The 21,798-nt window shown below is 66.2% G+C and carries 18 protein-coding genes, 1 tRNA gene and 1 other RNA gene; 14 read left to right on the top strand and 6 right to left on the bottom strand.

The annotated features are described in order from the left end of the window. Positions 1 to 101: 101 nt before the first annotated feature. The 6 genes from cpaB to BT183_RS17845 are packed head-to-tail and all read left to right on the top strand — an operon-like array spanning position 102 to position 7,244. Entirely contained in the window at positions 102 to 1,016 is a 915-nt protein-coding gene (cpaB, locus tag BT183_RS17870) for a Flp pilus assembly protein CpaB (RefSeq protein WP_072345992.1), read from the top strand. After that, complete coding sequence (locus BT183_RS17865; RefSeq protein WP_084603646.1) at positions 1,013 to 2,428, top strand: type II and III secretion system protein family protein; 1,416 nt, start codon at positions 1,013 to 1,015, stop codon at positions 2,426 to 2,428. Before cpaB ends, BT183_RS17865 begins: the two co-directional genes overlap by 4 nt. 49 nt (positions 2,429 to 2,477) lie before the next feature. Continuing rightward, on the top strand, positions 2,478 to 3,752 hold the full coding sequence (locus tag BT183_RS17860) for a CpaE/TadZ family protein (protein WP_072345988.1): 1,275 nt from the start codon (positions 2,478 to 2,480) through the stop codon (positions 3,750 to 3,752). A gap of 4 nt (positions 3,753 to 3,756) precedes the next feature. Beyond that, entirely contained in the window at positions 3,757 to 5,244 is a 1,488-nt protein-coding gene (locus tag BT183_RS17855; protein ID WP_072345986.1) for a TadA family conjugal transfer-associated ATPase, read from the top strand. Between the two features lie 10 nt (positions 5,245 to 5,254). Further along, positions 5,255 to 6,235, top strand: a complete 981-nt coding sequence (locus BT183_RS17850; RefSeq protein ID WP_072345984.1) for a type II secretion system F family protein — start codon at positions 5,255 to 5,257, stop codon at positions 6,233 to 6,235. 10 nt (positions 6,236 to 6,245) lie between these two features. Beyond that, complete coding sequence (locus BT183_RS17845; RefSeq protein WP_072345982.1) at positions 6,246 to 7,244, top strand: type II secretion system F family protein; 999 nt, start codon at positions 6,246 to 6,248, stop codon at positions 7,242 to 7,244. 70 nt (positions 7,245 to 7,314) lie between these two features. On the opposite strand, the gene BT183_RS17840 is transcribed toward BT183_RS17845, so the two are convergent. After that, the gene (locus tag BT183_RS17840) at positions 7,315 to 8,094 is read right to left on the bottom strand and encodes a tetratricopeptide repeat protein (protein ID WP_143145879.1); all 780 of its coding nucleotides are present in this window, start codon (positions 8,092 to 8,094) and stop codon (positions 7,315 to 7,317) included. A gap of 197 nt (positions 8,095 to 8,291) precedes the next feature. On the opposite strand from BT183_RS17840, the gene BT183_RS17835 reads away from it, so the two are divergent. Both BT183_RS17835 and BT183_RS17830 read left to right on the top strand, forming a co-directional pair. Continuing rightward, entirely contained in the window at positions 8,292 to 9,641 is a 1,350-nt protein-coding gene (locus BT183_RS17835; protein WP_072346387.1) for a leucyl aminopeptidase family protein, read from the top strand. A gap of 72 nt (positions 9,642 to 9,713) precedes the next feature. Then, positions 9,714 to 10,910 (top strand): AI-2E family transporter, encoded by a 1,197-nt coding sequence (locus BT183_RS17830; RefSeq protein WP_072345978.1) that lies wholly within the window; start codon positions 9,714 to 9,716, stop codon positions 10,908 to 10,910. Positions 10,911 to 11,098: 188 nt separating this feature from the next. Here BT183_RS17830 and BT183_RS17825 read toward each other — a convergent pair whose 3' ends face one another. Together BT183_RS17825 and BT183_RS17820 are read right to left on the bottom strand one after the other, a co-directional pair. Next, positions 11,099 to 12,046, bottom strand: coding sequence for a 2-hydroxyacid dehydrogenase (locus BT183_RS17825; RefSeq protein ID WP_072345976.1), 948 nt, complete (start codon positions 12,044 to 12,046; stop codon positions 11,099 to 11,101). Positions 12,047 to 12,180: 134 nt separating this feature from the next. Beyond that, on the bottom strand, positions 12,181 to 13,140 hold the full coding sequence (locus tag BT183_RS17820; RefSeq protein ID WP_072345974.1) for a c-type cytochrome: 960 nt from the start codon (positions 13,138 to 13,140) through the stop codon (positions 12,181 to 12,183). A gap of 305 nt (positions 13,141 to 13,445) precedes the next feature. On the opposite strand from BT183_RS17820, the gene BT183_RS17815 reads away from it, so the two are divergent. The 5 genes from BT183_RS17815 to recR all read left to right on the top strand — a co-directional run bounded on the left by BT183_RS17815 (position 13,446) and on the right by recR (position 17,711). After that, on the top strand, positions 13,446 to 14,282 hold the full coding sequence (locus BT183_RS17815) for a prephenate dehydratase (RefSeq protein ID WP_072345972.1): 837 nt from the start codon (positions 13,446 to 13,448) through the stop codon (positions 14,280 to 14,282). A 420-nt stretch (positions 14,283 to 14,702) separates the two neighbouring features. After that, positions 14,703 to 14,798: signal recognition particle sRNA small type (ffs, locus tag BT183_RS17805), an RNA gene on the top strand. A 58-nt stretch (positions 14,799 to 14,856) separates the two neighbouring features. Then, complete coding sequence (locus BT183_RS17800) at positions 14,857 to 16,602, top strand: DNA polymerase III subunit gamma/tau (RefSeq protein ID WP_084603645.1); 1,746 nt, start codon at positions 14,857 to 14,859, stop codon at positions 16,600 to 16,602. Further along, a complete protein-coding gene (locus BT183_RS17795) occupies positions 16,599 to 16,922 on the top strand; it encodes a YbaB/EbfC family nucleoid-associated protein (RefSeq protein WP_072345966.1) in 324 nt (107 codons plus the stop codon). The genes BT183_RS17800 and BT183_RS17795 overlap by 4 nt, the downstream gene beginning before the upstream one ends. Before the next feature lie 192 nt (positions 16,923 to 17,114). Next, the gene (gene recR, locus BT183_RS17790) at positions 17,115 to 17,711 is read left to right on the top strand and encodes a recombination mediator RecR (protein WP_072345964.1); all 597 of its coding nucleotides are present in this window, start codon (positions 17,115 to 17,117) and stop codon (positions 17,709 to 17,711) included. A 6-nt stretch (positions 17,712 to 17,717) separates the two neighbouring features. On the opposite strand, the gene BT183_RS17785 is transcribed toward recR, so the two are convergent. Further along, positions 17,718 to 18,179, bottom strand: coding sequence for a hypothetical protein (locus BT183_RS17785; RefSeq protein ID WP_072345962.1), 462 nt, complete (start codon positions 18,177 to 18,179; stop codon positions 17,718 to 17,720). Positions 18,180 to 18,375: 196 nt separating this feature from the next. Here BT183_RS17785 and BT183_RS17780 point away from each other — a divergent pair, with 196 nt between their 5' ends. Further along, on the top strand, positions 18,376 to 20,775 hold the full coding sequence (locus BT183_RS17780; RefSeq protein ID WP_072346385.1) for a bifunctional diguanylate cyclase/phosphodiesterase: 2,400 nt from the start codon (positions 18,376 to 18,378) through the stop codon (positions 20,773 to 20,775). A 58-nt stretch (positions 20,776 to 20,833) separates the two neighbouring features. Here BT183_RS17780 and BT183_RS17775 read toward each other — a convergent pair whose 3' ends face one another. After that, on the bottom strand, positions 20,834 to 21,589 hold the full coding sequence (locus tag BT183_RS17775) for an SDR family NAD(P)-dependent oxidoreductase (protein WP_072346383.1): 756 nt from the start codon (positions 21,587 to 21,589) through the stop codon (positions 20,834 to 20,836). Between the two features lie 109 nt (positions 21,590 to 21,698). Further along, positions 21,699 to 21,775: transfer RNA gene (locus BT183_RS17770), tRNA-Arg, on the bottom strand. Positions 21,776 to 21,798 lie beyond the last annotated feature (23 nt).

Below are 21,798 nucleotides of genomic sequence, written 5' to 3'. Positions count from 1 at the left end.
CGCGCAAAGTATCGGTTAACCAAGTTTTGACCCTTTGATCCCATAGTGCTCCCATGAGTAGCCGGGCCCGCGATGTCCGGATGTAATGCGGAGTAGGTGCGATGAATCCGGCACGCCTCGTGCTTTTGCTGGTCGCTGTCCTGGCCGGCGGATTGGCCGCCTACCTCGCTACACGCGGCGATCCGGCCCCTCCGCCTCCCGAAACCCGTGTCGTCACCGAGATCGTCGAGGAGGCGCGCACGCAGATCCTCGTGGCCAGCGCGCCCATCGGCGTGGGCCAGCGGCTGTCGCCGGCCAGCGTGCGCTGGCAGGATTGGCCCGAAGGGGCGCTCCAGCCCGATTACGTCACCTTGACCTCGATGCCCGATGCCCTCGACCAGCTTCAGGGCACGATGGCGCGCTTCGAATTCTTCCCCGGCGAACCCATCCGCGAGGTCAAGCTCGTGCGCGCCGAGCAGGGCTATCTGTCGGCCGTGCTCGACAAGGGCAAGCGCGGCATTTCGATCACTGTTTCGGCAACCTCTGCTTCGGGCGGCTTCATCGTGCCCAATGATCGGGTCGATGTGGTTCTGACCCGCTCGAGCTCGTCGGGCGAGGTCTCCGAGACCATTCTATCCAACGTCAAGGTTCTGGCCATCGGCACGCGGCTGGGCGAGGTCGGCACCACGGGCGCACCGGCCAACCCCGACAATCCGCGCACCGAGGTCTTTTCCAACGAGGCCATCGCGACGCTCGAACTCGACCCGGCCCAGGGCGAGCTGCTGATCAACGCCGCCTCGCGCGGCCGCCTGTCGCTTGCCCTGCGCTCGATGGAAGATTTTGCGGAAACCCCGCAGGAGACGCAGCGCCGGGCCACCAACCAGTCCATCCGCGTCATCCGCTACGGGCAGGAGAGCAGCGTCATCGCCGGCACGCCGGCCCCCACCACCCTGCCCGAGCCTGTCCCCGCCGATCCTTCTGCCTACATGCAGCAGGCCACCCCCATATTCTCCCGCGTCGAGACCAGCGAGCCATGACCAGATCGATCGGCCCCCGGACCCCGGCTCCGCAGCCTTTGCGCCTGCGGCTCCTGCGCGCTCTCTCCGCCCTCGCCATGGGCGCGGCCCTCGCGCTGCCGCTCGTGATCACCGTGCCGGCCTTTGCCGTCGATGGTGCGCAGCTGCGCATCAGCGCCAACAGCTATGGGCGGTCCCAGCCCGTCTCGCTCGATGTCAACCGCTCGCTGATCGTCGACCTGCCGGCCGAGGTGCGCGAGGTGGTCGTCACCCAGCCCAGCATCGCGGGCGCCATCATGCGCACCAAGAACCGCGCCATCATCCAGGGGGTCAGCGCCGGCTCGACCAACATCCTGTTCCTCGATGCCCATGGCAATCCGATCGCGGTGCTCGACGTCTCTGTGGCCGGCGACAATTCCTCGCTCGGCTGGGTCATCGCGCGGGTGCTGCCCAATTCCCGCATCACCGTCGACAGCTTCGGCGATCGCGTCGTGCTATCGGGCACCGCCTCCTCGCAGGATGATGCGGCCAAGGCCGTGCAGATCGCCGCCCAGTTCGTCGGCGGGCCGGACAATGTGGCCAATGTCATCACCGTGGAGGGTTCCCAGCAGGTGATGCTCAAGGTCACCATCGCCGAGGTTAGCCGCGAGACGGTCAAGCAGATGGGCATCAACCTGTCGGGTTCGGTCTCGGTGGGGTCGGTCAATCTGGGGCTCAACAGCGCCCAGACCGAGCTCACCAACGGCATATCGGCCGGGCTCGCACTGCCCAATCTGCAGATCGATGCGGCCATCCGCGCCCTCCAGCAGCGCGGCGCGGTGCGCACCCTGGCCGAACCCACCCTCACCGCCCTGTCGGGCCAGCCGGCCGAATTCTTCGTGGGCGGCGAATTCCCCACCCTTTCGGGCATCGAGGACGGGGTGCGCTCCTTCACCTATCGCCGCTTCGGGGTGGAGCTCAACTTCACGCCCACGGTCAAGTCCAACGGCATCATCGGGCTCGCGGTCTCGACCGATGTGTCGGAGCTGGCGGAGAGCGGTTTCGATACCGGCGCGGGTATCATCCCCGGCGTCAATTCGCGCCAGACCAGCACCAGCGTCGAACTGCCTGCCGGCACGACGCTCTCGATCGCCGGCCTCTTCCAGGACAAGGTGCGCCAGCAGATCGCCGGACTTCCGGGCCTTTCGGACATTCCCATCCTCGGCACGCTTTTCCGCTCGCGCCAGTTCCAGCGCAACCAGACCGAGCTCGTGGTGCTGGTCACCCCCTATCTCGCCTATGCCGGGGCCGCGCCCAAGCTGCCGACCGACGACTATGTGGTGGCCGGCGATGCCGAGGCGGTTTTTCTCGGCCATATGGAAAAGATGTATGGGGTCGGGCCCGGGGGCATGCGCGGCAGCTATCGGGGCTCGGTGGGCTTCCTGCTCGAATGAGCAGCGCCCGGCCGATCGCCCTTAGCAGTTTCGGAGGCATTTGGACGAAATGAGTTTTCTGGTCCGCGACGAGAAAAAGCCGGTCGAAGAACCCGCCGCGGAGATCGCAACGGGCGCCCGGCTCGTGCCGCGCATCACCATCCAGGCCTTTTGCGAGCAGTCCCAGACCGCCCAGCGGGTCGAGACGGCGCTGCTCGACCGGCGCATGTCCAAGGTCGCGCTCACCACCCATAATGGCGGCATCGACGGGGCGATCGAGACCTACAAGTCCAACCCCACGCCCAATCTCATCATCGTCGAGACCAACCTGCCGCCCGGCGAAATCCCGGCCGCGCTCGAGCGGCTGGCCGATGTCTGCGATGCCACGACGCGGGTCGTCGTGCTCGGCCATGTCAACGACGTGCTGCTCTATCGCGAGCTGATCCGCTCGGGCGTGTCCGAATATCTGGTGCTGCCCACCGATGCGCACACCATCGTCTCGGCCATCACCGATCTCTTTGCCTCCGAAAACGCCGCACCGATCGGGCGCAGCATCGGGTTCATCGGTGCCAAGGGCGGGGCAGGGGCCTCGACCATCGCGCATAATGTCGCCTGGGCCATCGCCCAGCATCTGCGCCAGGATGTGCTGATCCTCGACATGGATCTTGCCTTCGGTACGGCAGGGCTCGACTTCAACCAGGACCCCCCGCATGGGCTGGGTGATGCCGTGGGCGCCGCCACCAAGATGGATACGGTGATGCTCGATCGCCTGATGTCCAAGGCGGCCAACCATGTCCACCTCTTGGCCGCGCCTGCCTCGCTTGATCGCACCTATGATCTCGAGGAACGCGAGTTCGAGCAGATCCTCGAACTCTCCCAGCGCGCCACGCCGGTCGTCATCCTCGACATTCCGCACCTCTGGAACGCATGGGTCCGCCACACGCTGGGCACCATCGACGAAGTGGTGATCGTGGCCGAGCCCGACCTTGCCAATCTGCGCAACGCCAAGAACATCGCCGATACGGTGAAGGCGATGCGGCCTGCCGAAAGCGAGCCGCTGCTCGTGCTCAACCGGGTCGGCGTGCCCAAGCGGCCCGAGATCGCGCCTGCCGAATTCGCCACCTCCATCGGCTGCCGCCTTCTGGCGCAGCTGCCCTTCGATCCGGCGCCCTTCGGCACCGCCGCCAATAACGGCCAGATGCTGGCGGAGGTCGCGGGCAGCCACAAGGCGACGGAGATTTTCCGCTTGATCGGCAATCATGTCACCGGCCGGGGCGAGCCCGAGGCGTCGGGCAAGGCCCCTGCGCTAAAGCTGCCCTCGCTCTTCCGACGCAAGCGGGCCTGATCCGATGTTTGGCAAGCGCACCAGTTTCGGGGGCAATACGCCGGGCGTCACGGCTCCCGCCATCCCCGCCCGTCCCCTGGTTCCGCCTCCGCGCAGCGAGCCGCCGCGCGGCCGCGAGGAGGCCGCCGCCGCGCGCCTGCGCGGTTCGGCAGACGATGTGCTCGATGTGCGCAGCGCCGAGGCGATGCAGCGCGACAAGGAGTATTTCCAGACCAAGTCGGCGATCTTCAATGCGCTGATCGACTCGATCGACCTCAGCCAGCTCGCCACCATGGAGCAGCAGTCGGCGCGCGAGGAAATCCGCGACATCGTCGCCGAGATCATCGCGCTCAAATCCATCGTCATGTCGATCTCCGAGCAGGAGGATCTGCTCGAGGACATCTGTAACGACGTGCTGGGCTATGGCCCGCTCGAGCCGCTCCTGGCGCGCGACGACATCGCCGACATCATGGTGAATGGCAGCCAGAAATGCTACATCGAGGTCGGCGGCAAGGTGAAGCTCACCAATGTCCGCTTCCGCGACGACGCGCATCTGATGAATGTCTGCCAGCGCATCGTCAGCCAGGTGGGCCGGCGCGTCGATGAAAGCTCGCCCATCTGCGATGCGCGCCTGCCCGATGGCAGCCGCGTCAACGTCATCGCGCCGCCGCTCGCCATCGATGGCGCGGCCCTCACCATCCGCAAGTTCAAGAAGGACAAGCTCACCCTCCAGCAGCTGGTCAAGTATGGCTCGATCTCTCCCGAGGGCGCCGAAGTGCTGCGCATCCTGGGGCGGGTGCGCTGCAACATCCTGATCTCGGGCGGCACGGGCTCGGGCAAGACCACGCTGCTCAACTGCCTCACCGGCTTCATCGATCGCGACGAGCGCGTCATCACCTGCGAGGATTCGGCGGAACTCCAGCTCCAGCAGCCCCATGTGGTGCGGCTCGAAACGCGTCCGCCCAATCTCGAGGGCGAAGGCGAGATCACCATGCGCGACCTCGTCAAGAACTGCCTGCGCATGCGCCCCGAGCGCATCATCGTGGGCGAAGTGCGCGGACCCGAGGCCTTCGACCTGTTGCAGGCGATGAACACCGGCCATGACGGCTCGATGGGCACGCTGCACGCCAACTCCCCGCGCGAAGCGCTGTCCCGCCTTGAATCGATGATCACCATGGGCGGCTATTCGCTTCCAAGCCGCACCATTCGCGAGATGATCATCTCCTCGATCGACGTGGTGGTGCAGGCCGCCCGCCTGCGCGACGGCTCGCGCCGCATCACCCACATCACCGAGGTGCTGGGCATGGAAGGCGACGTCATCGTCACCCAGGACATCTTCCTTTACGACATCATGGGCGAGGACGGGCATGGCCAGCTCATCGGGCGTCATCGCTCCACCGGCATCACCAAGCCGCAATTCACCGAGCGGGCTCGGTACTTCAACGAAGAGGCCAATCTCGTCGAGGCACTCGAGCGTTCCAACATCGAACATCGCGACCTGATTTCGGGATGAGCACCACCCCATGAGCCCGCTGCTGTTCGCCCTGCTCGCCATGATCTTCGTCGCGGCGCTGGGGCTCGCCCTCGTGCCGGGGATACTGGGGCCGAGCCGGGCGGAAAAGCGCATGCAGGCGCTTCAGGGCGATATCCAGGTCAACCGCCGCGAGGTGGTGGTCTCGCGCACCCGCGAACTGCGGCGCCGCTCGGTTCAGGAGACGCTCAAGGCCCAGACCGACGAGATGGCGCGCTCCAAGCGCAAGCGCGCCTCGCTCGCCCGCCAGATCGAGCAGGCGGGCATGAAGGTGAGCCCGCGCGACTTCATCCGCAACCAGATCATCCTGGGCTTCGGCATCTTCCTTCTGTGCTTCCTGCTGCAGGTGCCGCTGTTCTTCGCCCTGATTTTCGGGGTGGCCGTCGGGTATCTCGCGCCGCGCTGGTATCTCGGGCGCCGCATCCGCCGCTTCCAGGACAAGTTTCTCGAGGAGTTGCCCAACGCCATCGAAGCCATCGTCCGCGGCGTGCGCTCCGGCCTGCCGCTCAACGATTCCATGCGCCTCGTGGCCAAGGAGGTGAAGGAGCCGGTCCGCTCGGAATTCCAGCGCGTGCTCGATCAGCAATCGGTGGGCAAGTCGATGACCGAGGCGGTCTCGGTGCTGCTCGAACGGGTGCCGCTGTCGGAGGTCAATTTCTTCGTTGTCGTCATCACCGTGCAGCAGCAGGCCGGCGGCAACCTCTCCGAGGCGCTGGGCAACCTCGCCCGCGTGCTGCGCAACCGCAAGAAGATGAAGCAAAAGGTCAAGGCGATGTCGGCCGAGGCCAAGGCGTCGGCCATCATCATCGGCTCGCTGCCCTTCGCCGTCTCGCTGCTCGTGACGCTGACGACGCCCAATTACATGCTGCCGCTGGTCGAAACGCCGATCGGGCTCTTCTGGCTCGGCATTGCCACGTTGCTCATGGGCACCGGCATCTTCGTGATGAACCGCATGATCAAGTTCGATTTCTGAAGGATAGGCCATGGACATCGTCGCCACCTTCACCAATCGCGAATTCCTCGTCGCCATGCTGGCGGCGATCTCGGCGGCAGCTGTGGTGTTCACCTTCGGCGCCTCGCTATTTTCAGGCGATTCCAAGGTCAAGGAGCGCATCCGTCGCGTCGCCATAGAGCGCGAAAGGCTGCGCGCCGAGGAGATGGTGCGCCTGCGCGGGGCCGGCACGGGCGAGGGCGCGCGACAGACGATGCGGCGCGCCACCGAGCGCGACTACATCCGCAACATCGTCGAGCGCTTCTCGCTGCAAAAGGCGCTGGCGGACGAGAACACCGTCGATGCGCTGGCCCAGGCCGGCTATCGCGGCCCGGCGGCGCTCAACACCTATCTCTTCTTGCGCTTCGTCACGCCCTTCGTGCTCTTTCTCCTGGCCTTCGGCTATCTCAGCCTTACCGTCTTTGCCGATCGGCCGCTTTATCTCAACGCGCTCTACGCCATCTTCATCGGGCTCATCGGCGCCTACCTGCCGGTGCTGCTGCTCAAGAACCAGACGATGAAGCGCCAGGAATCGGTGCGTCGCGCCTGGCCCGATGCGCTCGATCTCATCCTGCTCTGCGTAGAATCCGGGATGTCGGTCGAGCACGCCTTCAAGCGCGTTGCGCGCGAAGTGGGCGAGCAGAGCCTGCCGCTCGCCGAAGAGCTGACCCTCACAACCGCCGAACTCTCCTTTCTCGAGGATCGCACCCGCGCTTATGAAAATCTCGGGCGCCGCACCGGGCTCGATGGCGTGAAATCCGTCATGACGGCCCTGATCCAGGCCGACCGCTACGGCACATCGGTGGGCCAGTCGCTGCGCGTCATGGCCGAGGAAGGCCGCGAGGCCCGCATGATGGAAGCGGAGAAAAAGGCCGCGGCCCTGCCCCCAAAGCTCACCGTGCCCCTGATCCTGTTCTTCCTGCCGGTGCTTTTCATCGTCATCATCTCGCCCGCCATCATCAAGGTGATGCAGCAGAACTTCAACATGTGACGTCTGGTACAAGAAAGCCCCGCCGCATGCGCGCCGGGGCGGATTGCCTGTCCGATAAAGTGTCGAGGGCTCAGCCGGCCTTGCGGATCAGGTCCCAGCGGTTCTGCTGGGTCAGCATGGCGCGGATATAGTCCATGGTTTCGTCCACCTCGGCGGGCGGCAGGTCCATGGCATAGAGCGCGCGGGCTTCATCGAACCGGCCCTGCAGGCCTATGACCAGCGCCAGGTTCTGCCGCACCTTGGGGTTGGCGCCGGGCATGCCCGCCGCGCGCCTCAGATGCCGCTCGGCCAGCGGCAGCTCGTTGGTCAGGGAGTAGGAGAGCCCCAGATTGGCTTCGAGCGAGGGTTCGGCCGGGGCCAGCACCTGCGCCTGCTTGTAAAGCGCGCGCGCGTCCTCATGGCGCCCCAGCTGGTCGAGCGCCGCGCCCTTGATCGAGAGCATCGTCCAGTCCGGCGCCGCCGGGTTGATCGTGGCGTCGATGACGTTGAGCGCCTGCTCGAACCGGCCCGCCGCCACCAGCGCCCGGGCATATTCCACCCGCAGCGCCGGATCGCCCTTGGCACGCGACATGGCCTGTTCCAGCGCCGAGATTGCTTGTTCGGGCTGGCCGGCACTGCGCAGCGCCGCTGAATAGGGGATGACTATGTTTCTGTCGCCGGGATCACGCTTGTAGCGCTGCGACAGGGCCCCGACCGTCTGGCTCAGCTGAGCCTGGCTCTGGCCCGAAAAATCGGGCGCGCGATAATTGGGTGGGGCGCTGTTGGTGGCGCAGCCGCCGAGCACCAGGGCAAGGCCGGTCGCACCGAGCCAGAAGCGCATGCGGGGAAGGGGGTTGGTTACGCGGTACACTTTGGTGAACAGTCCTTGCTGGAGCCAGGCTGCCGCCCGCGCCCTTGCGTGGCGCACCGGACGGCCGACCGGATTCTGGTCAACACCCCACCCGCAATAAATGATTAACCCTAACGTTGGGTTAAGCCACCGGCCCGGGCATTGCCGAGCCCGCGCCGAAGTCCTATCCAATGGAAGAAAATCGCCCGGAGATCGCCATGCTTGCCCCCATCCCGCTCATCCATGTCGAGGACAAGGGGCTCGATGCCGCCGGGCTCACGCCTCTGCAGCGCGGCTTTGCAGAGGCTGCAGGGTTCACCGGCCAGCGCGGCCGGCTGCTGCCCGTCCCCAATGCCGAAGGCGGGCTCGCAGCCATGCTGTTCGGCGTGGGTCCCGTCGCGGATCGTCCGGCCATGGTAACCGGGCTGGCCGCCGCCGCCCTGCCGCCGGGGCGCTACGCCCTCGCCGGCGCCTTCGGCGATCCCGCGCTTGCCGCGATCGGCTTCCGCCTTGGTGCCTATCGCTTCGAGACGTATCGCACCGCACCGCATCCGGCCCCCGAGCTCGAAAGCCCTGAAGGCGTGGATGGCGCCGAGATCGACAGGATGGTTGAGGGCGCGATCATCGCTCGCGATCTCATCAACACCGCGCCCAATGATCTGGGCCCGGCCGCGTTGCACGCCCATGTAGAAGCCTTTGCAAGCGCCCGTGGCATGAGGTTCTCGGCCATCGTCGGCGATGAACTGCTGGCGCAGAATTTCCCCATGATCCACGCCGTCGGCCGTGCCGGGGCCGAGCCGCCGCGCCTTCTCGACCTCGCCTGGGGCGATCCCGCAGATCCAAAGGTCACGCTGGTGGGCAAGGGCGTCACCTTCGACACCGGTGGGCTCGACATCAAGCCGCCCTCGGGCATGCTGATCATGAAAAAGGACATGGGCGGCGCCGCCAACATCCTCGGGCTTGCCCACGCCATCGTCGATGCCGAGCTGCCGGTGCGCCTGCGCGTGCTGCTGCCGGTGGTCGAGAACGCCATCTCGGCGTCGGCCTTCCGCCCCGGCGACGTGTTGCGCTCGCGCGCCGGCGTCACCGTCGAGATCGGCAACACCGATGCCGAAGGCCGCCTGATCCTCGCCGACGCCATCGCCCTGGCGCTCGAGGAGGATCCCGATCTCCTCATCGACATGGCGACCCTCACCGGCGCCGCCCGCGTCGCGCTCGGGCCCGAACTGCCCCCGCTTTATGCCAGCGACGAGGCCCTGGCGCGGGAGATGGTCGAAGCCGGCCTCGCCTGGGATGATCCGCTCTGGCCCATGCCGCTCTGGCTGCCCTATCGCCAGATGCTGTCGTCGAAGATCGCCGACATCAACAATGCCGGCTCCGGCAGTTTTGCCGGCTCGATCACGGCGGCGCTGTTCCTCCGGCGCTTTGCCGAAAAGGCGCGCGCCTGGCTTCATCTCGATATCTATGGCTGGGCGCCCGAGGCCCGCGCCGGCCGGCCATTCGGGGGTACCGATCAGGGTATCCGCGCCGGCTATGGCCTGCTCAAGGCGCGCTATGGTCGCAGGTAAGGGCGAAGCAGTTGCCCGGCACCACTCAAGCTGGTACCGATTCGTCAGTCCCATGAAGAGGTAGTGCCGCGCTTGACCGAGTCACAGAAGGCTTCTCCCCTGCGTGAACCGCGCCTGCTCGGGCTCACCGCCCCGACTCGCGCCGCCCTCATACCGCCGCTGACGCTGGCGCGCTGGGTGATCCTGCTGATCCTTGCCGCGTGCATCTATTTCTTCAACAGCTTCCTCGTTCCCGTTCTGGCCGCGCTGATCATCGGCTTTGCCTCCTGGCCCATCTACAGGCGCGTGCGCGAAGCCTGCGGCGGCAATCGGACGCTGGCAGCGTCGATCATGATCGGTGCCATCACCATATTCATCGTCGTGCCGGCGATGTTCATCCTCTCCTTCGGCGTCGCCGAGGCCCGCGCGCTTGTGCAATGGGCCATCGAGACCAACGCCACCGGCGCGGCCCCGCCCGAATGGTTCGCCACCATTCCGCTGGCCGGCGACTGGCTCACCCAGATCTGGATCGACCGGATCGGTACCCCTGGCGCTCTTGCGGCGCTGGCCCAGGGGCTGGCCGGCGCCAACATCTTCAACATCTATCACGGCATCCTCGCCGTCAGCGGCTCGACGCTGAATTTCCTGCTCAACATGCTCTTCATGATCGTCGCGCTGCTGTTCATCTATCGCGACGGCGCGAGCTTCGTGGCCAATCTCGATCGCATCGGCGAGCGCATCTTCCCCTCGCGCTGGAGCCGCATCTCCCGCATCGTGCCGGCCACGATCAGTTCCACCGTCACCGGCATGACCATCATCGCCATCGGCGAAGGCATCGTGCTGGGCATCGCCTACTGGCTGGCTGGAGCCCCCGCGCCAGTCCTTCTCGGCATCATCACCGGCGTCGCCGCCATGATCCCCGGCGGTGCACCGCTCTCATTCACGCTGGTCTCGATTTATCTTGCCGCCTCGGGCTCGGTTGTCGAGGGCATCGCGCTTCTGACCTGGGGCTCGGTCGAGCTCTTCATCGTCGACAAGACGCTGCGCCCCAAGCTTGTCGGCGGCCCCATAAAGCTGCCGTTCCTGCCGACGTTTTTCGGCCTGATCGGCGGGGTCAAGACCATGGGCTTTGTCGGGCTCTTCCTCGGGCCTGTGCTGATGGCGCTGCTGGTCTCGCTCTGGCGCGAATGGGTGCGCGATCTCGATGATCCGGCGGTCGAGGTGCGCGAAACCATCATGGTCGCGCAAGTGGAAGCCCTGCCGGAGCCTCAACCGAGGCCGGCCGAGTAGGGTCGTTACCACTCTCCTGTGCCCGATGCCTCCCGCCGTCGTCCCTGCGAAAGCAGGGACCTCCGTTTGCTGTGTCGGCCCATGAAACGGAGATTCCTGCTTTCGCAGGAATGACCCTGTGGTCGGATCTCAAAAAGAGGGTGAGTTCGCTAGATCCTCACCCCCACTATCGAACGACGACGGCCTCCTCAATATCCCCGGCTTGTATCCACCTGGTTGCGCAGGGGCCGGCCGGCCATATGGTCGCGGATGGTCTGGGCGAAATAGCGCGCGCCGGCATCCTCGTCGGAGATCGCCGCGATATGGGGCGTGATGTAGCAGGTGGGGATATCCCAGAGCGGGCTGTCGGGCGGCAGCGGCTCGGTCTCGAACACATCGAGGCTGGCGGCTGACAGCGTGCCATCCTTGAGCGCCTGGGCGATATCGGCTTCCACCTGATGCCCGCCGCGCGCCGCATTGACGATGGCCGGCCCGTCCTTAAGCCCGCCGCGCCGGAGCTTGCCGAAAGTGTCGCGGTTGAGGATGCCCCGCGTATCCTCTGTGAGCGGCAGAAGGCAGACGAGGATGTCGGTGCCCGAAAGAAACGCGTCCAGTTCTCCTGCCCCGGCAAAGGTCGTCATGCCCTCGATCTGCTTGGGTGAGCGGGCCCAGCCGCGCAGCGTGAAGCCCAGGGCCTTGAGGCGGGTGGCGGCGTGCTGGCCGAGAATGCCGAGCCCCATGATCCCCACCTGGGTTTCCTTGGACTGGGGCGGATAATACTGCGTCCAGCGCCTCGCCTTCTGGTCGGCCTGGAAGCGGCTGAAGGCGCGGTGGTGCATGGTGACCTGCGCCACCACGTAGTCGGTCATTTTCTGGCTCAGTTCTTCATCGGCATAGCGCACGAGCGGCAGGTGCCGGGGGAGGCCGGGATGCTTGAGCAGCGCATCCACCCCGGCGCCGAGCGACAGCACCGCCTTGAGCCCGGTGAGCCCTTCGAAGGCGTCAGGCTTCGGCTTCCACACGAAGAGATAATCGATCGCTGCCGGGTCGTACGCATCCCCGCGCCGCAGAACCGCGACCTCGGGCAGGGCGGTGCGGAACCGCTCGGCCCAGCGGGCCTCGTCGACATCGGAGAGGTGCAGCAGCAATTGGGTCATGGCGATCCTTTGGCGATCCGGCCGGGCCTGTCGATAAGGGATCGTTTCGCCAAAACCCTGCGCCGGGTCAAGCAAAAGGCCGCGCTTCCGGTTAGGAAGCGCGGCCTTTCAAAGGCTTGCAGAGAGTGTGAGGCTTACTGGCCGACGGTGGGCGCCACCGCATTGCCCGGGACCAGCGTATTGGCCGGCACTGCCGGAGCGGTCGGGGCCGGGGTCGCAGGGGCAGAAGGCGCTGCGGCAGGAGCCATCGGCGCCATGGCGTTGGCAGGAGCCTCGGTCGCATTGGCGGGAGCAGTCGGTGCAGCCGCGGCCGGAGCAGCAGTGTTTGCCGGTGCGGCCTCGGCGGCGGGGGCAGCCTCGGGCACGACCGTTTCGTTGGCAGGCGTCCCGGTCTCGGGCTGCGCCGAAACGCCGGTCGTGCCGCTGGTGGTGGGCGTGCCCACGACTGGGGTCTCGCTCTGCGTGGTGGTCGGGGTATCAGTGACGGGCGGCGTCACGGTCACCGGCTCGGTGCCTTCGGTCGACGGCGGGGCCTCGGCCTCGGGCAGCTCGGCGGCCGGGAACGGCACGGGCGTGGCCGACAGTGTCTGGAGATAGGCCAGGATGTCGGCGCGCTCATTGGCGGTGCGGATGCCGGCGAAGTTCATCTTGGTGCCCGGCGCATGCGCACGGGGGGAGCGCAGGAAGTCCTCGAGCTCCTCATAGGTCCAGGTGCGACCCTCATTGTGATACTGCATGAAGATGTCGCTATAGGCATAATTGTCGAGATGGGCCACGGCCGCTCCGACGATGCCATAAAGGTTCGGGCCGGTCTTGTTGGGCTGGCCTTCGCCGAAATTGTGGCACGACTGGCACTTGGCGGCCGCTGCCGCGCCACGGTCGGCGCTGGCGCTGGCCAGCAGCACCCCGAGCGGAATTTCCGGCTCGACGGGGCCCGCAACCGCGGCGCCGGTTGGCTCGGGCTCCGGCAGGTTGTAGCCGGGGCCTGTCGCGTGCGGATGGTAGACGATCTCCGCCACCAACCCTGCGCCCATGACGAACAGCAGAGTGCCGAGCACGGCGCCCATGATCTTGTTGAGCTCGAACGAATCCATTGGCTGGTCTCTCTGCCTTTTTGCGCCCGTATAGACGATCGGTGGAACGCTGCAAATAGGCCGGCGGCCGGCGTTCCCCCGGTCCCGACGCGCGCGGACCATAATCGCTCGGAAAATGCCACGCAACGGCTAAGCCCGGGGTGCGACAATTCCCCCGGCGCTCTCGTCTCGTTCGGCCGCGCTCCGCTGCCTAGCGGCAACGCCGAGAGTCTCTTTGCCGCGCCCTGCGGTTGACAGCTTTGCTGTGCCCGGCGCATGAGGTTGCCCCGTCGCAACCAGCCCCGGCCAAGGGATTAAGAACACCCATGACGCTCAAGATTGCTTTCCAGGGCGAGCCCGGCGCGTTCAGCCATGCCGCCGCGCATATCCTGTTCCCCGAAGGCGAAGCGGTGCCCTGCACCACGTTCGAGGATACCATAGCCTCCGTGCGGGCAGGGGATGCCGATTTCGGGGTGCTGCCGGTTGAAAACTCGCTTTATGGCCGCGTCACCGACGTCTACCACCTGCTGCCCGAAAGCGGTCTCTTCATAAATGGCGAGCATTTCCTGCGCGTCGAGATGAACCTTCTGGGCGTGCCGGGCGCCTCGATCGCAGACGTCAAGGCGGTGCAGTCGCTGTCAGTGGCGCTCGGGCAATGCCGCAATTTCATCGCCCGGCATGGCTTTCGCACCATCAATGCCGTCGATACGGCCGGCTCGGCCCGCGAAGTGGCGCAAAAGGGCGACAAATCGGTGGCTGCCATCGCATCGCGCTTTGCCGGCGAGATCTACGGGCTCGATTTGCTCGCCGCCAACATCGAGGATGCCAGCCACAACACCACGCGCTTCCTCGTGCTGTCGCGCCAGCGCAACGAGCCGGCCGCCGAGGGCGCCCAGAAGCTCAAGACCACCTTCGTCTTCCGGGTGCGCAACGTGCCGGCGGCGCTCTACAAGGCGATGGGAGGGTTTGCCACCAATGGCGTCAACATGACCAAGCTCGAAAGCTACATGCTCAACGGCTCGTTCACCGCCACCCAGTTCTATGCCGATATCGAGGGCCACCCCATGGACCGTTCGGTGCAACTGGCCTTCGAGGAACTGGGCTTTTTCACCGACTATTTCCACATCCTGGGCGTTTATCCGGCAGCCGACGCCGAGAGCTGACAGGCGAGGTCTCGCGGTTCGAGCACCAATGCTTCCCACCCCGCGCGTCACCCCTGCGACAGCAGGGGCCTCTGTTTGCAGTATGGGTCCGGTCAACAGAGGTTCCTGCTTCGCAGGAACGACCCTGTGTGGGGCTTGATGCTCCACTCCCCCATGGTTCGAGACGCGCCTGCGTCGCTCCTCACCATGATGTCGCTTGACCGCGATACCCGTGAGACCCTCATCCTGAGGAGCCCCGCAAGGGGCGTCTCGAAGGACGAGGTTCGGGCCCTCCATGATTCCCTATCCCGCAGAGATGCGCACACCGTCGCGCCACCCGCCCTCATGCCTTACTCCTAGAGGCTCACCCCCCTGAAAAACCCGGGCGCGGCCTGCCTGCCTGCCTTGCCTTCGCCCCGCTCTTGTCCCATATAGCTCGCTGGGAGGTTGGCGCGGACGTGTTCCTCGCCAACCGGGTCAGGTCCGGAAGGAAGCAGCCCCAACGAGACCTTCACGGGTCGTTGCCAACCTCCTGCTCATGCCCGCGAGGCCTTGTCGGCTGCGGTGAACAGTTTCGATGCGGCAAAGGTCGGGCATGGCGACCCCCGAGGCTCCCAAATCCCCCTATCTGGTCCTGGCGCGAAAATATCGCCCGCAGGATTTCTCCACCCTGATCGGCCAGGAGCCGATGGTGCGCACGCTCCAGAACGCCTTCCGTTCGGGCCGCATCCATCACGCCTTCATCCTCACCGGCGTGCGCGGGGTGGGCAAGACTACCACGGCGCGCATTCTCGCCCGCGCCTTCAACTATGAGGACGATGCCGGCCGCCGCCCCACCCTCGAGCTCGAGCGCGAGGGGCTGCATTGCCGCGCCATCATCGAGGGCAGCCATGTCGACGTCCAGGAGATGGACGCCGCTTCCAACACCGGCATCGATTCCATACGCGAAATCAATGCCATGACACGCACCCCACCGATGTCGGCACCCTATAAGGTGTTCATCATCGACGAGGTGCACATGCTCTCCAATTCGGCCTTCAACGGTCTTTTGAAGACCCTCGAGGAGCCGCCGCCCTATGTGAAGTTCATCTTCGCCACCACCGAGATCCGCAAGGTTCCCGTCACCATCCTATCGCGCTGCATGCGGTTCGACCTGCGCCGTGTCACCCCCGAGGTGATGACCGGCCATCTCGAAACCCTGCTCGGGCGCGAGGGCCTGAGCTTCGAGCCCGAGGCGCTCTCGATGATCGTGCGGGCCGGCGAAGGCTCGGTGCGCGACAATCTCTCGCTGCTCGACCAGGCGATTTCCCACGGCGATGGCGCCGTCACCGCCACCACCGTAAAGGCCATGCTGGGCCTGGGAGACCGGGCGCGGACCATCGATCTCTTCGAGGCGCTGATGGCCGGCGATGCCGGGGCGGCGCTTGCAGGCCTGCGTGATCTCTACGACGCCGGTGCCGATCCGCAGACGGTCATCGCCGATCTCTGCGATTTCACCCATCTGGTCACCCGCATCAAGGTGGTGCCCGCAACCGCCGAGGATCCGGCCCTCACCCCTGACGAGCAGGCGCGCGGCGCCGAACTTGCCGGCCGGCTGGGCATGCGGGCGCTGTCGCGGGCCTGGCAGATCCTGTTCAAGGGGCATGAGGAAGTGTCCAGGGCCGGCAATGCCGTGCAGGCCGCCGAAATGGTGCTGGTGCGCCTCGCTTATGCTGCCGATCTCCCGAGCCCCGAAGAGGTTATCACCAAGCTCCAGGGCCAGCCGCTGCCTTCGGGTGGCGGCGGGGCAGGGGGCGGTGCCGGGGCGAGCCTCTCGCGCGGCGCGCCGCAGGCGGTGCAGGCGCGCTTTGCGCCCCAGGCCAGCCCCGACATGGCGCCCCAGGCGGTGGCCCCGAGCCTGCCGTCGCCGAGATCTTATGCGGAGCTGGTGGCGCTGGCTGGCGAAAAGCGCGACATTCTTTTGAAGCTCGCCCTCGAAGGGGCGCTCCACCCCATTGCCTTCGCCGATGGCCGGATCGAGGTTGCGCTCGCGCAGGGCGCCGATCCCGGCGTGGTGCAGATGCTGTCGGCCCGCCTCAAGGCCTGGACAGGCCGGCAATGGATGGTGACGGTGTCCAACACCGCCCCCGCCGCGCCGACCATCCGGCAGCAGCGCGAGGCTGTGCAGAAAAAGGAGGAGGCCACCGCCCAGCAGGATCCGCTGGTGCAGGCCATTCTCGACACGTTTCCCGGAGCCACAATGCGCGTCCATCTGCGCCAGGAGGCTCCTCCCCTGGAGGCATATGCCGATATCGTCCCAGATGGCGACCGGCTGCCCGATGACGAGGACGACGACGAATGAAAGACATCATGGGCATGATGAAGAAGGCTCAGGAATTGCAGAGCCGTATGGCCGACATGCAGACCGAGCTGGGCAATCTCGAAATGGAAGGTCGCGCCGGCGGCGGGCTGGTCACGGTTACCCTGACCGGCAAGGGTGACCTGCGCGGCCTCAAGATCGATCCGTCGCTCTTTAAGGAAGACGAGGTCGAGGTGCTCGAGGACCTGATCGTTGCCGCCCATGCCGACGCCAAGAGCCGCGCCGAAGCCGAAGCCGCCCGCCGTATGCAGGAAATGACCGCCGGCCTGCCCCTGCCGCCCGGCATGAAGTTCCCGTTCTAGACCTTGGCCAAGCCTCTCCCCGAGGGGCTTCGAGCCGTGCCGCAGGCCAAATCGCTCCAGTGAGCCTCGTAGCCCTCCCGCCCCCTCTCCCCTTATGGGAGAGGGTTGGGGTGAGGGGTTCACGCTCTCTGTTGGCGGTGTACACCCCTCCACCACCGTTTATCCCTAGACCCCGTTGACAGGCATCCCATCATGGCCAATGGCGGACCCGAGATCGAGCAGTTGATCCAGCTCCTGGCGCGCCTGCCGGGGCTCGGGCCGCGCTCGGCCCGCCGGGCGGTTCTGCATCTCATCAAGAAAAAGGATGGGCTGATGGTGCCGCTCGCCGCGGCGCTCGATCGCGCCGTGGCCGCGGTGCGCACCTGCGAGATCTGCGGCAATGTCGATACCAGCTCGCCCTGCTCGATCTGCAGCGATCCGCGCCGCATCGAGGCGGGGCTGCTGGTCGTGGTCGAGGATGTCGCCGATCTCTGGGCGCTGGAACGGGCCGGCGCGGGCGCCGTGCTGTACCACGTGCTGGGCGGGGTTCTGTCCCCGCTCGACGGCGTCGGGCCCGACGATCTGTCGATCGATGCGCTGATCAATCGGGCCAGCGTCGCCAAGGAGGTGGTGCTGGCCGTCAACGCCACCGTCGAAGGCCAGACCACCGCCCATTACATCACCGACCGGCTCGCCGGTACTGGGGTCAAGGTCACGCGCCTCGCCCATGGCGTGCCGGTGGGCGGGGAACTCGACTATCTCGACGAGGGCACACTGACCCAGGCGCTCAAAGCCCGGACCGCCATCTGAGCCTGTTCAGCGCGGGCCGTCCGCGTCGTCCTCGTCGGTTTCATCCAGGCCATCGGCCTCATCCTCGTCGAGCGATTCGAGATCGATTTCCTCGATCGCTTCGAGTTCGTCACTGTCGGGGCTGAGGGTTTCGCGATGATCGAGCGGGTCGATCGCCACCATGCCATCGAGCATGTCGGGCTCGCCAGCGTTCTCGTCGTCGCTCGAAAGCTCGGAGATGGCGCGTTCGATCTCCCCAAGCAGCGCGCGCGCGTCATCGTCCACGAGATCGCCCGAGGCACGCACACGCACTTCATCGGCCAGCTCGCGCAGGCGGTCGACGCGCGCCGCCACCGGCCGGTCATCGCCATAAAGCAGATCCTCGATCTCGGTCTGGCTCACGGCCATGCCGGTAATCATTTCGTCATGGGCATCGCCGGGCGCCGTGTCCTGCGGCAGGATGCGGCCGGGGTGGTTGCTGGCTCTCATTGTCGTCCTCCATTGGCTGCCTGAAGGAACGCGGCCGATCGATCCGGGTTGCTGCCGCCCGCCCGATCCGCCCTTAAGATGCTCCTAACCATCACGCTCGCAAGAGATTGCCGTCGCGGTCACGATTTAACTCCGACAATTGCCCATTTACCGATTCGCTGACATCGCTGTCATCGATGCGGACCCGGAGACCGGTATGGACGCCGTAGTGACGACTTTGTTCGAGCAGCATGATCTGCGCCTCGTGGCCCTTGCAGCCTTCGTGTGCGCCCTTTCTGCCTTTGCAGGCATCGCGCTTCTCGCTCACGCCCGCCGTGCCTCGGGGTCCATGCGCCTCGCCTGGCTGACTGTTGCTGCCATCTCCGTCGGATTCGGCATCTGGGTGACCCATTTCGTCGCAATGCTGGCCTTTTCCACCGGCATGCCAACCGGTTACGATGTTGGCACCACGCTGTTCTCGCTCATCGTCGCAATCCTCATTGTTGGGGCGGGGCTGGGCATGGCAAGCGTCGGCAAGCGCCCCACCGATCGGCTTCTGGGCGGTGCGGTGGTCGGTGTCGGCATTTCGGCCATGCATTATATCGGCATGACGGCGCTGATCATCGGCGGCGAGATCCTGTGGTCGGGCCCCCTCGTGACGCTGTCCGTGCTGTTCGGCATGGGGCTCGGGGCGCTCGGCCTGCATGTGGGGCTGGGCAGTCGTGGACTTCTCTCCCGCCTTTCGGGGGCAGGCCTGCTCACCCTCGCCATCTGCGCCATGCACTTTACCGGCATGGGCGCCGCCGACCTGTCGCGCTGCTTTCCCATCCTCACCGCCGAGGCGGCAACGCCGCGCTGGATGTCGCCGGTGCTTGCCATTTCCTCGATCCTCATCCTGCTGGCCGGGCTGGGCTCGGTTCTTATCGATCTGCGCGAGCGCCGCCGTGCGCTCACCGAGGCCGAGCGCATGCGCGACCTGGCCGACGCCGCGGTAGAAGGCCTCATCGTCTTTTCGGGCGACCGCATCGTCAGCGCCAATCGCAGCTTCCTTCAGCTCGTAGGTCTGGCAAACAGCGCAAAGGGCCTGCCGATTACGGATTTCTTTGCCACGACGGCACTCGAGAGCCTTGCCGAAACGCGCAGCCTGCCCATCGAAGTCGAGCTGCGCACGCTCGACGGACGGGTGTTGCCCGTCGAGTGCATCAGCCGTCCCGTGACCTATGCCGGGCGTCCCCATCAGGCGCTCGCGGTGCGCGATCTGTCTGCCCGCCGCCAGGCCGAGCAGCACATCCGCTTTCTCGCCCATCACGACGCCCTGACCGGGCTCTTGAACCGGGCGAGCTTCTACCGCGTGCTGGGCAACGAGATCGTCACCGCGCGGCGGCTCGGCCAGGTCTTCGCCGTTCTCTGCCTCGATCTCGATCGCTTCAAGGAGGTCAACGACCTTTACGGCCATCCGGCCGGCGATGCGCTGCTTGAAAAACTGGGCGGCGTGCTGATGAAGGCGGTGGGCGATCAGGGCACGCCGTCGCGTCTGGGGGGCGACGAGTTCGCCATTCTCCTGCGCGATATAGAGACGCCCGCTCGGGCCGGGCGCATGGCTGATGCGATCCTCGAAGCCATCATTGCCGCCATGGAGGCTTCGCCCATGTCCGGCATGGTGAGCGCCTCGATCGGCATCGCGCTCTCGACGCCCTCGACCGATGCCGAGCAGCTTATCTCGCAGGCAGATACAGCCCTTTACCGCGCCAAGCAGGATGGTCGCGGGGTGTTCCGGTTCTACGAAGCCGAAATGGGCGCCGAAGTGCGCGACCGCAGGCTGCTCGAGCACGATCTGCGCAATGCGATCGTGCGCGGCGAACTCTCCATCGCATACCAGCCGCAGGTCGAGGTGCAGACCGGCGATGTGGTGGGGTTCGAGGCGCTGCTGCGCTGGCGGCATCCGGCGCGCGGCGCCGTCTCGCCGGCCATCTTCGTGCCCGTGGCAGAGGAAAGCGGCCTCATCCTCCCGCTGGGCGAATGGGTGCTGCGCGCCGCCTGCCGCGAGGCGGCCGGATGGAAGGCCCTGCTCAGCGTCGCCGTCAACGTATCGGCGGTGCAACTGCACGCGCCGGGCTTCCCCGAGCTTGTCGGCGCCGTTCTGGCCGAAACCGGGCTCGATCCCGAGCGCCTCGAGATCGAAATCACCGAAACTGCGCTCATCAAGGACGTTGCGCGCGCCGTCGCCGTGCTCGAGCGCATCCGCAGCATCGGGGTGCGCATCGCCATGGACGATTTTGGCACCGGCTATTCCTCGCTGGCAAACCTGCGGGCCTTTCCCTTTTCCAAGATCAAGGTCGACCGGTCCTTCATCCAGTCCGTTGATACCAATCCGCAATCGGCGGCCATCGTGCGTGCCGTGCTCGGTCTGGGCAGCGGGCTCGATGTGCCGGTCGTCGCCGAAGGCGTCGAGCGCCCCGAGGAACTGGCCTTCCTGCGCGGCGAGATTTGCCAGTCGGCGCAGGGCTATCTGCTGGCCCGCCCCAGCCCCATCGAGATGTTCGCCGACATCACATCGGGCCACATCACCCGCCTCGGGCCGACGAGCGGTACCCCGATGCTGCGCGTCGTGGTGTGAGGCTGGGAGGGCACGGTCCGGCCGTTCCTGGCAGAGCTTGGTCAGCAGAGGCTGTCGGTCAGGCCGCACTCCAGCCCATGTCCACCGGCAGCACGGCGCCGTTGACATGGCGTGCCTCGTCGGAGGCGAGGAACAGCACGACATTGGCGATGTCATCGGGGGCGAGCGTGCCCGGGTTGCTGGCGTGATAGGCCCCCAGCCTGCCCAGCGCCGCTTCGTCGAGGGGCGCTCCCTTGACGCTGTCCATGATGTTGGTCTTGACCCCGCCCACCGCCAGCGCGTTGCAGCGCAGCCCAAGCCTGGCATACTGATAGGCAGTGCTTTTCGTGAGGCCGATCAGCCCGTGCTTTGAGGCCGTGTAGGCCGCTCCCGCCGCCCCGCCGCCGGTTGCCGCCACCGAAGCGATGTTGATTATGGCGCCGCCGCCCTGGGCCAGCATCAGCGGCACGGCGCGGCGCATGGTATACATCGGGCCGTAGAGGTTGACCGACATGCAGCGGTGCCAGGTGTCGTTGTCGACATCGGCGACGGACTGGAAACGGTCCATGACGCCGGCATTGTTGACCAGTACATCGATGCGACCGAACGCGCTCACGGCCCGGTCGATCATGGCGACGCAGTCGGCTTCCTGCGAGACGTCGCCCGGCAAGGCTATGATTCTGTTATCCGTTCCGCCGAACGCGGCCGACAGCGCGTTGGCGTTCCAATCCGCCGCGACGACGCTGGCGCCCTCGGCGAGGGCCCTTTTGGTGATGGCGAGGCCGATGCCAGAGGCGGCTCCGGTGATGACGGCGACCTTGTCTTTCATGCGCATGGGGGGCTCCTTTGCGCTTGCACGATAGAGCGTGCGAAAGGCCGGCGCCTTGATCCAGGTCAAGCATCGCTGCCTGCCGAAACCCTTGATGTCATTGAGAAATCAGAAATGGCGCGCCCGAAGAGATTCGAACTCCTGACCCCCAGATTCGTAGTCTGGTGCTCTATCCAGCTGAGCTACGGGCGCGCGGTGCGTCGGGGTGTTCCCGG

Origin of the sequence: Devosia enhydra, assembly GCF_900119845.1 — a bacterium.
Taxonomy (GTDB): Bacteria; Pseudomonadota; Alphaproteobacteria; order Rhizobiales; family Devosiaceae; genus FPKU01.
The sequence above is the reverse complement of the archived record's forward strand: the minus strand, read 5'-3'. Positions and strand labels throughout refer to the sequence as shown.

What these genes read in the sequence shown, in the direction of transcription:
- cpaB (WP_072345992.1), top strand. Translation starts at nt 102, where the DNA reads ATGAATCCGGCACGCCTCGTGCTTTTGCTGGTCGCTGTCCTGGCCGGC.
- BT183_RS17865 (WP_084603646.1), top strand. Translation starts at nt 1,013, where the DNA reads ATGACCAGATCGATCGGCCCCCGGACCCCGGCTCCGCAGCCTTTGCGC.
- BT183_RS17860 (WP_072345988.1), top strand. Translation starts at nt 2,478, where the DNA reads ATGAGTTTTCTGGTCCGCGACGAGAAAAAGCCGGTCGAAGAACCCGCC.
- BT183_RS17855 (WP_072345986.1), top strand. Translation starts at nt 3,757, where the DNA reads ATGTTTGGCAAGCGCACCAGTTTCGGGGGCAATACGCCGGGCGTCACG.
- BT183_RS17850 (WP_072345984.1), top strand. Translation starts at nt 5,255, where the DNA reads ATGAGCCCGCTGCTGTTCGCCCTGCTCGCCATGATCTTCGTCGCGGCG.
- BT183_RS17845 (WP_072345982.1), top strand. Translation starts at nt 6,246, where the DNA reads ATGGACATCGTCGCCACCTTCACCAATCGCGAATTCCTCGTCGCCATG.
- BT183_RS17835 (WP_072346387.1), top strand. Translation starts at nt 8,292, where the DNA reads ATGCTTGCCCCCATCCCGCTCATCCATGTCGAGGACAAGGGGCTCGAT.
- BT183_RS17825 (WP_072345976.1), bottom strand. Translation starts at nt 12,046, where the DNA reads ATGACCCAATTGCTGCTGCACCTCTCCGATGTCGACGAGGCCCGCTGG.
- BT183_RS17820 (WP_072345974.1), bottom strand. Translation starts at nt 13,140, where the DNA reads ATGGATTCGTTCGAGCTCAACAAGATCATGGGCGCCGTGCTCGGCACT.
- BT183_RS17815 (WP_072345972.1), top strand. Translation starts at nt 13,446, where the DNA reads ATGACGCTCAAGATTGCTTTCCAGGGCGAGCCCGGCGCGTTCAGCCAT.
- BT183_RS17800 (WP_084603645.1), top strand. Translation starts at nt 14,857, where the DNA reads ATGGCGACCCCCGAGGCTCCCAAATCCCCCTATCTGGTCCTGGCGCGA.
- BT183_RS17795 (WP_072345966.1), top strand. Translation starts at nt 16,599, where the DNA reads ATGAAAGACATCATGGGCATGATGAAGAAGGCTCAGGAATTGCAGAGC.
- recR (WP_072345964.1), top strand. Translation starts at nt 17,115, where the DNA reads ATGGCCAATGGCGGACCCGAGATCGAGCAGTTGATCCAGCTCCTGGCG.
- BT183_RS17785 (WP_072345962.1), bottom strand. Translation starts at nt 18,179, where the DNA reads ATGAGAGCCAGCAACCACCCCGGCCGCATCCTGCCGCAGGACACGGCG.
- BT183_RS17780 (WP_072346385.1), top strand. Translation starts at nt 18,376, where the DNA reads ATGGACGCCGTAGTGACGACTTTGTTCGAGCAGCATGATCTGCGCCTC.
- BT183_RS17775 (WP_072346383.1), bottom strand. Translation starts at nt 21,589, where the DNA reads ATGCGCATGAAAGACAAGGTCGCCGTCATCACCGGAGCCGCCTCTGGC.